The sequence below is a fragment of the Kitasatospora sp. NPDC005856 genome, from assembly GCF_040629945.1.
Taxonomy (GTDB): Bacteria; Actinomycetota; Actinomycetes; order Streptomycetales; family Streptomycetaceae; genus Kitasatospora.
The window spans coordinates 1-8,109 of the sequence record NZ_JBEXWT010000168.1 but is presented as its reverse complement, the minus strand read 5'-3'; the positions used below and the strand labels follow the sequence as shown (position 1 = coordinate 8,109).

The 8,109-nt window shown below is 74.0% G+C and carries 8 protein-coding genes; 1 reads left to right on the top strand and 7 read right to left on the bottom strand.

Going from position 1 to position 8,109, the window contains the following annotated elements; all coding sequences use genetic code 11:
- Positions 1-59 precede the first annotated feature (59 nt).
- The 6 genes from pyrE to ABZ449_RS41190 form a co-directional block, all read right to left on the bottom strand.
- The gene (gene pyrE / locus ABZ449_RS41215; RefSeq protein ID WP_359897723.1) at positions 60-596 is read right to left on the bottom strand and encodes an orotate phosphoribosyltransferase; all 537 of its coding nucleotides are present in this window, start codon (positions 594-596) and stop codon (positions 60-62) included.
- A 44-nt stretch (positions 597-640) separates the two neighbouring features.
- Positions 641-1,660 carry a hypothetical protein gene (locus tag ABZ449_RS41210; protein WP_360357063.1) on the bottom strand — a complete coding sequence of 340 codons (1,020 nt, stop codon included), beginning with the start codon at positions 1,658-1,660 and terminating at the stop codon, positions 641-643.
- Positions 1,661-1,919: 259 nt separating this feature from the next.
- Positions 1,920-3,449 (bottom strand): polyamine aminopropyltransferase, encoded by a 1,530-nt coding sequence (locus tag ABZ449_RS41205; RefSeq protein WP_360357065.1) that lies wholly within the window; start codon positions 3,447-3,449, stop codon positions 1,920-1,922.
- A gap of 271 nt (positions 3,450-3,720) precedes the next feature.
- Entirely contained in the window at positions 3,721-4,263 is a 543-nt protein-coding gene (locus tag ABZ449_RS41200; protein ID WP_360357060.1) for a DUF2617 family protein, read from the bottom strand.
- Between the two features lie 501 nt (positions 4,264-4,764).
- Positions 4,765-5,925 (bottom strand): pyridoxal phosphate-dependent aminotransferase, encoded by a 1,161-nt coding sequence (locus ABZ449_RS41195; protein WP_360357057.1) that lies wholly within the window; start codon positions 5,923-5,925, stop codon positions 4,765-4,767.
- A 120-nt stretch (positions 5,926-6,045) separates the two neighbouring features.
- Complete coding sequence (locus ABZ449_RS41190; protein ID WP_360357055.1) at positions 6,046-6,603, bottom strand: YbjN domain-containing protein; 558 nt, start codon at positions 6,601-6,603, stop codon at positions 6,046-6,048.
- Positions 6,604-7,019: 416 nt separating this feature from the next.
- On the opposite strand from ABZ449_RS41190, the gene ABZ449_RS41185 reads away from it, so the two are divergent.
- Positions 7,020-7,304, top strand: coding sequence for a helix-turn-helix transcriptional regulator (locus ABZ449_RS41185; protein ID WP_360357052.1), 285 nt, complete (start codon positions 7,020-7,022; stop codon positions 7,302-7,304).
- Positions 7,305-7,455: 151 nt separating this feature from the next.
- Here ABZ449_RS41185 and ABZ449_RS41180 read toward each other — a convergent pair.
- Positions 7,456-8,109: AAA family ATPase (locus tag ABZ449_RS41180; RefSeq protein WP_360357049.1), on the bottom strand; the 654-nt coding region annotated here is incomplete at its 5' end.

Here is an 8,109-nt window from a genome sequence, read left to right as displayed (position 1 = left end):
GCCGGTGCTGTTTCACGTGAAACAGCACCGGCCCTCGGCCGTGTCCGCGCCGGACCGGATCAGAGACCCAGGTCGTCCAGGGTGTACGCGGTCACGTACTCCAGGCCCTGGGCCTCGACGGCGGCCGCGCCGCCGCGCTCCACGATCACCGCGACGCCGACCACCTCGGCGCCCGCCTCGCGCAGCGCCTCCACGGCGGTCAGCACCGAGCCACCGGTGGTGGAGGTGTCCTCGACGGCCAGCACCCGGCGGCCCTTGACCTCAGGGCCCTCGATCCGGCGCTGGAGGCCGTGCGCCTTGCCCGTCTTGCGGACCACGAAGGCGTCCAGCTGCTGCCCGCGCGCGGCGGCGGCGTGCAGCATCGAGGCGGCCACCGGGTCGGCACCCAGGGTCAGACCGCCGACGGCGTCGTAGTCCAGGTGCGAGGTCGCGTCCAGCATCACCCGGCCGACCAGCGGGGCGGCCACGCCGTCCAGCGTGATCCGGCGCAGGTCGACGTAGTAGTCGGCCTCCTTGCCGGAGGAGAGGGTGACCTTGCCGTGCACGACGGCCTTGTCCTTGATCTGTGCCAGCAGGGCGTCGCGGTCGTTGCTCATGAGCGTTCAGTCTAGGGCCTGGAACTCCCTGCGGCGCTCCGGGCTCAGCGTCGGCGCAGCGCCCTGACCAGCACCACGGCACCACCCAGCAGCGCCACCGAGCCGCCGATCACCCACGGGACCGTGCTGCGGCCGCCGGTGCCCGGAACCACGATCCCGCCGGCCTCGCCGCCCCAGCGGGTCGCCGCCCGGGCCCGCGCGCTGCGCGCGGGCAGCGCCGGGGCGTACGGACCGCGCGGCGGGGCGTGGTCCACCTCCTCGGCGGACCGGCCGACGATGCTGCGGCGCACGGGGCCGCTCAGCACCGGATCCTCCTCGTACGCGAAGAGCGGCTCGACGGGGAGCTCCTCGGCGACGCCGTCCTGCTGGGCGGAGCCGTCCGCGGCCTCGGCCTCGACGTCGTCCGCCTCGTCCTCGTCGTCGGCCGAGCCGGTGGGCAGACCGAAGCGCTCGGCGTCGGCGTCGGAGAAGGCGATCAGGTCGGAGAGGTCGTCGTCCAGGTCGTCGCCGGGCTGGTCCTGGCGGTCCTCGATGAAGACCACACCGGCGTCGGTCCCGGCGTCCCCGGCCTCGGCGGGCTCGGCGTCCGCCTCCTGGTCCTGGTCCTGCGGCTGCTCGCCCTCCGGGGCGACCAGCGCGGTGGCGAACCGCTCCAGCAGACGGCGGCCGGTGGCGTCGAGGGTCTCCTCGTCGAACTCGGTCAGCCGGCCGGTGGCACTGAGGTCGCCGGTGAAGCGGATCACCGCGGTGCCGTCCTCGGCGCCGTCCACGACGCTGACCCGGACGGTGGCGGTCACCTCACCCGCGCCCCGGGCCTCCTCGCCCTCGGCGAGCACCGTCAGCACGCCCTCCCGGCCCTCGATCAGCGACAGCACGCCCTTGTAGGTGATCGTGGAGCCGCCGATCCGCAGCTTCAGCCGGCCGCCGATCTCCTCGGCCGCACCGGCCCCGACCGCGGCCGGCTCGGTGCTCAGCCCCGGCACACTCCGCGCCAGCAGGGCCGGATCCTGCAAGGCCTGCCGAACCGGCTCGGCGGACATCGGGACGACAACCTCATGCTCCATGTCACGGAGCCTACCGACTGGGCCCCGCCCGGTCCCTACCCACCACCACCAGATTTTCCCCGCCCCACCTGTTTCCTTGGCCGTCGCACCACCGCCGCGGCCGGCCGCCCGGGCGTCTTGGCGCGGGCGGTTCCCCCGGGGCGTGGTGGGGCCCGAGGCGGGCGGGGGCGGCCGGGGGGTGGGCGGGGCGTCGGACCGCGCGTGCGGGTGGGGCCCGCGAGGTCGCGGCTCCGTCGCGGGCTCCCCGCCCCGCGGGGGCTCAGCGGGGGCCGAGGAGGGTGAGGGCGGCCGGGGGGCGGGTGGGGCGAAGGGCGGTGAGGCGGGTGGTGGTGGCGTGGAGGCTGTCGGGGGTGAAGGCGTGGGGTGGCGGGGCGTCGGGGGCGAGGGTGAGCGGGGGCGGGGTGGCGGCGGCGAGGAGGAAGTTCTGGGCGTCGTCCGGCGGTCCGGGGCGGCAGCTCGCGGTGGCGCTGCCCGGGACGGCGTACGGGACGGTCTGCAGGCCCGCCGTCCGCAGGCCGGACTCGATCTGCCAGAGGCCGTCCAGGTCGCCTCCGGCGCGGACGGCGATCCGGCCGCCGGGGGCGAGCAGCCGGGTGGCGAGGCCGTAGAACTCCTGGGAGTGGAACTTGACCGGTCCGCCGTCGGCCGGTGCCGGGAGGTCGGCGAGCACCACGTCGTACGGCCCGTCCCCGCCGGCGGCGCCCGCGCCGCGCAGCCAGGCCATCGGGTCGGCCGCGGTGGTGCGGACCCGGGGGTCGTCCAGTGAGCGGCCGCCGAGCTCGGCGAGCCCGGGGTCGGTGCGGGCGAGCCGGGGGAGGGCGGGGTCGGCGTCGACCAGCCGGACGGTGCGGACACCCGGGTGCCGCAGCACCTCCCGCAGCGCGAGCCCGTCGCCGCCGCCGAGCAGCAGGACGCGGGCGTCCGGGCCGGCCGCCATGGCGGGGTGGACCAGGCCCTCGCTGCCCCGGTACTCGTCGGGTCCGCAGACCGCGAGCCGGCCGTCCAGGTAGAGCCGCAGGGGGCCCTCGGCGGGGCCGGTGAGCACGATCTCCTGGGACCGGCTCCGGGTGGCGTAGCGGACCTGGTCGCCGTACAGGGCGTGCCGGGCGGCGCCTTCGATCGCGTCGGAGCCGGCCGCGGCCGCCGCGAGGAGGGCGAGGACGAGCAGGCAGCCGCCCCAGAGCAGCCGTCGTATCCGGGGGGCGGGTTCCTCGCGGAACAGCCAGAGCACCACGGCGGCTCCGGCGACGGCGTTGACGGCTCCGGTGAGCAGGGCGCCGTCGCCCGGTCCGAGGGCGGGCAGGATCAGGAACGGGAAGGCGAGGCCGCCGATCAGCGCGCCCACGTAGTCGGCGGCGAACAGGTCGGCGACGGCGCGTCCGGCGTCCTCGCGCCGGATCCGCTGGATGAGGGTCATCAGCAGGGGGATCTCGGCGCCGATCAGGATGCCGATCAGGCAGGTGAGCCCGACCATGGCGGCCTGGTAGCGGCCGATCCAGGCCCAGCAGGAGTAGAGCGCGAGGGCGGAGAGTCCGCCGGTGAGCGCGAGTGCGCACTCGACCAGGGCGAAGGCGATGGCGGGCCGGCTGGTGAGCCGCTTGGCGAGCAGTGAGCCCAGGCCCATCGCGAACACCATGACGGAGAGCACGACGGAGGTTTGGGTGACGGTGTCCCCGAGCAGGTAGTCGCCGAGCGCCACGAGTTCGAGTTCGTAGACGAGTCCGCAGGCCGCGCAGACGAACGCGGCCAGCAGGACGGTCAGGCGGGCGAGCCGGGGGCGGGATCGCAGCCGGGACCGACGGCGGGCGGGCAGGAGCGGGGCGAGGCTTCGCCCGGGCCGGGGTGGGGCGCCGTCGTCGAGGTCCACTCGCGGGCGTGCGGGCGGACCGGCCGGATGGTTGATCACGAACAAACGCTAGGGGACGCGCGGTACGGATGGCTGCGCCCATCCGGCGGACAGTGAACGACGTCGGATTGACGAACCGTTCCTGCGTACGATTCGTAGGCCTGTGCCCGGCGGCCTACGGCCGGATCGGTGTTCCGGTCCGGGATTCCCGCGGTCATGCCCCGGGCACCCCGGGCGGCAGCACCAGCGAGGAGCGGGTGCACACCAGCTGCCCCTCCTGCGGGTAGGCGTGCCAGGTGCGCCAGAGCAGCCGGTCCGGGCCGCCCTGGGTGACCAGCGCGGTGAAGGCGCTCGGGTCGCCCGGGAAGACCCCGGCGAGGCCCCGCGGGTGCCCCTCGACCAGGGCCAGCAGCTCCTGGGCGCGGGCCGCGAAGTCGTGCGGCGGGAGCGCCTCGATCCGGGCCGCGAACTCGTACTCCCAGCCGCCGACCTGCTTGGCCACCCGGGCCGGCAGCGGGGTGCGGCGGCCGGGCAGGCAGGCGACGGTCTCCAGGCACCGGCCGGGGCCCGCGTCGATCACCACCTGGTGGGAGGCGCCCAGCAGGCGCAGCTGGAGGGTGCCGGACGTGCCCGGGCGGCCGCCAGCGCCGAGTCTCAGGTCGCGGACGGCGAGAGCGGGCAGCGGGTCGCCGCCGAGGCACCAGGCGAGGTCACCGGCGCGGGTGTCCGTGTAGGAGGTCTGCAGTGTGGTGAGCATGCTCGGCTCCGCGTTTCAGCTCCGTGCGCGCCCGCCGAGCAGCAGCGAGTAGGCCTAGGCGATGGCGAGGCTGTTCGTGGCTGTGCGGCCCTGGGCGCGGCCGACCGTGGAAGGAAGGATTCCGGCTGGAGATTCAGCAGCAGAGAAGCACGAATACGCCGGGTCCGCCGGTGATTTACCCAACTTTGTCAAGCATTCACCGTTTCGAGCACACCTGCTTCCCGGGTCTGATCGAGCCCATGTACGAGTCTGCACAGCGCGCGCCCCTATCACCGGATCGTGCGCCGTGCGCGCCGGGTGTGCGCCGCCCGGGTGCATGACACACCGCCGCCCTCCAGGCGCGGGGCGTGGAGGGCGGCGGGGGAGTGCCTCGTCGGTCCGAAGGATCGCCGTTGTGGCGGCAAGCAAGCAAGCCGATCAAGGAAGTTGATGATCCATCAGAACTGGCGTCGGATCACGGACATCCCTGTTCGAAGGGCGTGAAAGGGGGCGTGCGGCCTCTCACAGGCGCCGTAGGCGGGTGACGGCCTCCTGGAGGACCTCGTCCTTTTTGCAGAAAGTGAAGCGGACCAGGCTACGGCCGGCCTCCGCGTCGTCGTAGAACACCGCGTTCGGGATGGCGACCACGCCGCAACGGCCGGGCAGGGCACGGCAGAACTCGATGCCGTCCTTCTCGCCGAGCGGTGTGATGTCGGTGGTGACGAAGTACGTGCCCTCGGGGGTGTAGGCACGGAAGCCGGCCGCGGCGAGGCCGTCGAGCAGCAGGTCGCGCTTGCGCAGCAGATCGGCGCGGAGGGCGTCGAAGTACGTGTCGGGCAGCCGCAGGGCCTCGGCGACGGCGTACTGGAAGGGGCCGGCGCTGACGTAGGTGAGGTACTGCTTCGCGGTGCGCACGGCCGCGACCAGCTCCGGGCTCGCGGTGACCCAGCCGACCTTCCAGCCGGTGAAGGAGAAGGTCTTGCCGGCCGAGGAGATGGTGACGGTGCGCTCGCGCATGCCGGGCAGGGCCGCGACGGGGTGGTGGACGGCACCGAACACCAGGTGCTCGTAGACCTCGTCGGTGACGACCAGCAGGTCGTGTTCGACGGCGAGTTCGGCGATCCCGGAGAGCTCCTCGGCGGTGAGGACGGTGCCGGTCGGGTTGTGCGGGGTGTTGATCAGCAGCAGACGGGTGCGCGGGGTGATCAGCGAGCGCAGTTCGTCCAGGTCGGGGCGGAAGGCCGGGGCCCGCAGGGTGAGCGGGATCCGGGTGGCGCCGGCCATCGCGATGCAGGCGGCGTAGGAGTCGTAGAAGGGTTCGAGGGCGATCACCTCGTCCCCGGGCTCCAGCAGGGCCAGCAGGGTGGCGGCGATGGCCTCGGTGGCGCCGGCGGTGACCAGCACCTCGGTGTCCGGGTCGTACGAGAGGCCGTGGAAGCGCTGCTGGTGCTCGGCGATCGCCGTGCGCAGCTCGGGGACGCCCGGGCCGGGCGGGTACTGGTTGCCCCGGCCCTCGCGCAGGGCCCGTACGGCCGCCTCGCGGACCTCCTCGGGCCCGTCGGTGTCCGGGAAGCCCTGGCCGAGGTTGATCGACCCGGTGGCCGTGGCCAGGGCCGACATCTCGGCGAAGATCGTCGTGCCCATCCCGGCCAGTCGGCGGTTCAGCAGCGGCCTGGTACCCATCGGTGACTCCTCACGGCTCGTCGTCAGGGCCATCCTGGGACAGCCGGGAGCCGGGGACAAGGACGGCCCGCCACCGGCGCTGAGGCGGTGGCGGGCCGGACCGGAGTACCGGGGACGGGATCAGGCCTCGTCGGTGCCCGTGTCGCCCTCGCCGTCCTCGCCCTCGATCTCGTTCTGGAGGCCGAGGCGCTCGACGATCCACTGCTCGAAGCCGACCGCGGCCTGGGTCCAGTTGGCGGTGGTGGTGACGAAGTAGTCCAGGTTGACGCCGGTGCCGACGATCATCTGGGCCTCGCCGATCAGGCGGACGACGCCGTCCTCGTGGGTGTGGGTGTAGACCTTGGGCCAGAGGGTCTCACGGTTCCACTCGTCGATCAGGTCGAGGATCTCGCCCTTCTTCTCCAGCGGGTAGGCGCGGTCGTAGAAGGCGCGCACCGCGAAGAGCTCCTTCTGCTCGCCGCGGAACATGTAGTAGACGCGGAAGCCCTCCCAGGGGGCGGTGAGGTCGCCCTCCTCGTCCACGACGTGCTTGAGCTGCATCTGGTCCAGCAGCTGGGTGACCAGGCCCTGGTCCGGGACGACGATCGGCGGCGGGCCGGCCGGCCGCCCGCCCTGGCCGCCGGGCTGGCCGCCCTGGGGAATGCCGAAGGACGGGATGGACGACGGATCGATGCTCATGGGGGTCCTCTTCCTCAGTGCACGTGGTGGCCGGCAATGAGAGGCCGCCCTTTCCACCTCCCATCCTGCCTCATTCGGGGCCTCGCTCACAGGGGCACCCGAGGGGGGCGTCGATCTTCGTCGGGTGTTCCTCCCGCCGTCGTCCGGCGCGTCGGGACGGGTGGAAAGGGGTGGCGGTCACGGAGGGTGTGCGGGGGTGGCGGCCGTGGCGGCGGACAGGTCGGTGGCCGGAGTGGGGTGCGAGCCTCCGGAGGGGCGCGCGTGAGCCACGTCACGCGCCCGGCGCGCTGGTTCGCCTGCCGTTCCGGCCGGATGCGGTTAGCGTGCGACGGAACTCGCTTCGATCAAATCCCGGTCAGGCGGGGGGAGTTGAGCAGTCCTGAGGTGGACTGTCCGGAATTGAGGGGGGAACAGGAGTGGGTGGAGCGGCGACGGGGGACGGCGCGACGCTTGGGGCGCTGCTGCGGAACATCCGGCTGGAGCAGGGGATGACGCAGGAGCGGCTGGGCGAGGCGACCGGGCTGAGCGTGCGGTCGATCCGGGACCTGGAGCGGGAGGTGTCCTGTCCGCGGGTGTCCACGCTCAGGCTGCTGACCCAGGTCTGGAACCTGCCGGACGCCCAGGTGGCCGAGCTGCACCGGCTGGCGCGCAGCCGGCGGGACCGGACACGGCGGCTGCTGCGACAGGCCGCGGCGGAATGACGGCGCAGTGACGGCGCGGTGACGGCCGCGGGTCGGGGGCGGCCGGGCTCGTGGTGGCCGAGCGGGTGGCGGCCGGGTGGCGGCGTGCGGAACGGGCCGCCCCCTGCCGCCGGAGCGGAGGGAACGGCCCGTGCGCCGGACGCCGGCGGTGCTACTTCTCCAGCGGCCCCCGGCCGCGGACGGTGAGGCGGTCGCCCGATTCGTCCCGCTCGACCAGGACCGTGTCCCCGTCGTGCACCGCGCCGGACAGGATCGCCCGGGCCAGCTGGTCGCCGATCGCGGACTGCACCAGCCGGCGCAGCGGGCGGGCACCGTACGCCGGGTCGTAGCCGGAGAGCGCCAGCCAGTCGCGGGCGGCCGCGGAGACCTCCAGGGTGAGCCGCCGCTCCTGCAGTCGCTCGCCCAGGCGCGCCACCTGGAGGTCGACGATCCGGCTCAGCTCGCCGGTGCCCAGCGGCTCGAAGACCACGATGTCGTCCAGCCGGTTGAGGAACTCCGGCTTGAACGCGGACCGGACGGCGCCCAGCACCAGCTCCCGCTTCTCCGCCTCCGGGGTGACCGGGTCGACCAGGTACTGGCTGCCCAGGTTGGAGGTGAGGATCAGGATGGCGTTGCGGAAGTCCACCGTGCGGCCCTGGCCGTCGGTGAGCCGTCCGTCGTCCAGCACCTGGAGCAGGACGTCGAAGACCTCCGGGTGCGCCTTCTCCACCTCGTCCAGCAGCACCACGCTGTACGGGCGGCGGCGGACGGCCTCGGTGAGCTGGCCGCCCTCCTCGTAGCCGACGTACCCGGGCGGAGCGCCGAC

Bases quoted from the DNA above. Each gene is read 5' to 3' on its own strand.
- pyrE (WP_359897723.1), bottom strand. From the start codon at position 596: ATGAGCAACGACCGCGACGCCCTGCTGGCACAGATCAAGGACAAGGCC.
- ABZ449_RS41210 (WP_360357063.1), bottom strand. From the start codon at position 1,660: ATGGAGCATGAGGTTGTCGTCCCGATGTCCGCCGAGCCGGTTCGGCAG.
- ABZ449_RS41200 (WP_360357060.1), bottom strand. From the start codon at position 4,263: ATGCTCACCACACTGCAGACCTCCTACACGGACACCCGCGCCGGTGAC.
- ABZ449_RS41195 (WP_360357057.1), bottom strand. From the start codon at position 5,925: ATGGGTACCAGGCCGCTGCTGAACCGCCGACTGGCCGGGATGGGCACG.
- ABZ449_RS41190 (WP_360357055.1), bottom strand. From the start codon at position 6,603: ATGAGCATCGATCCGTCGTCCATCCCGTCCTTCGGCATTCCCCAGGGC.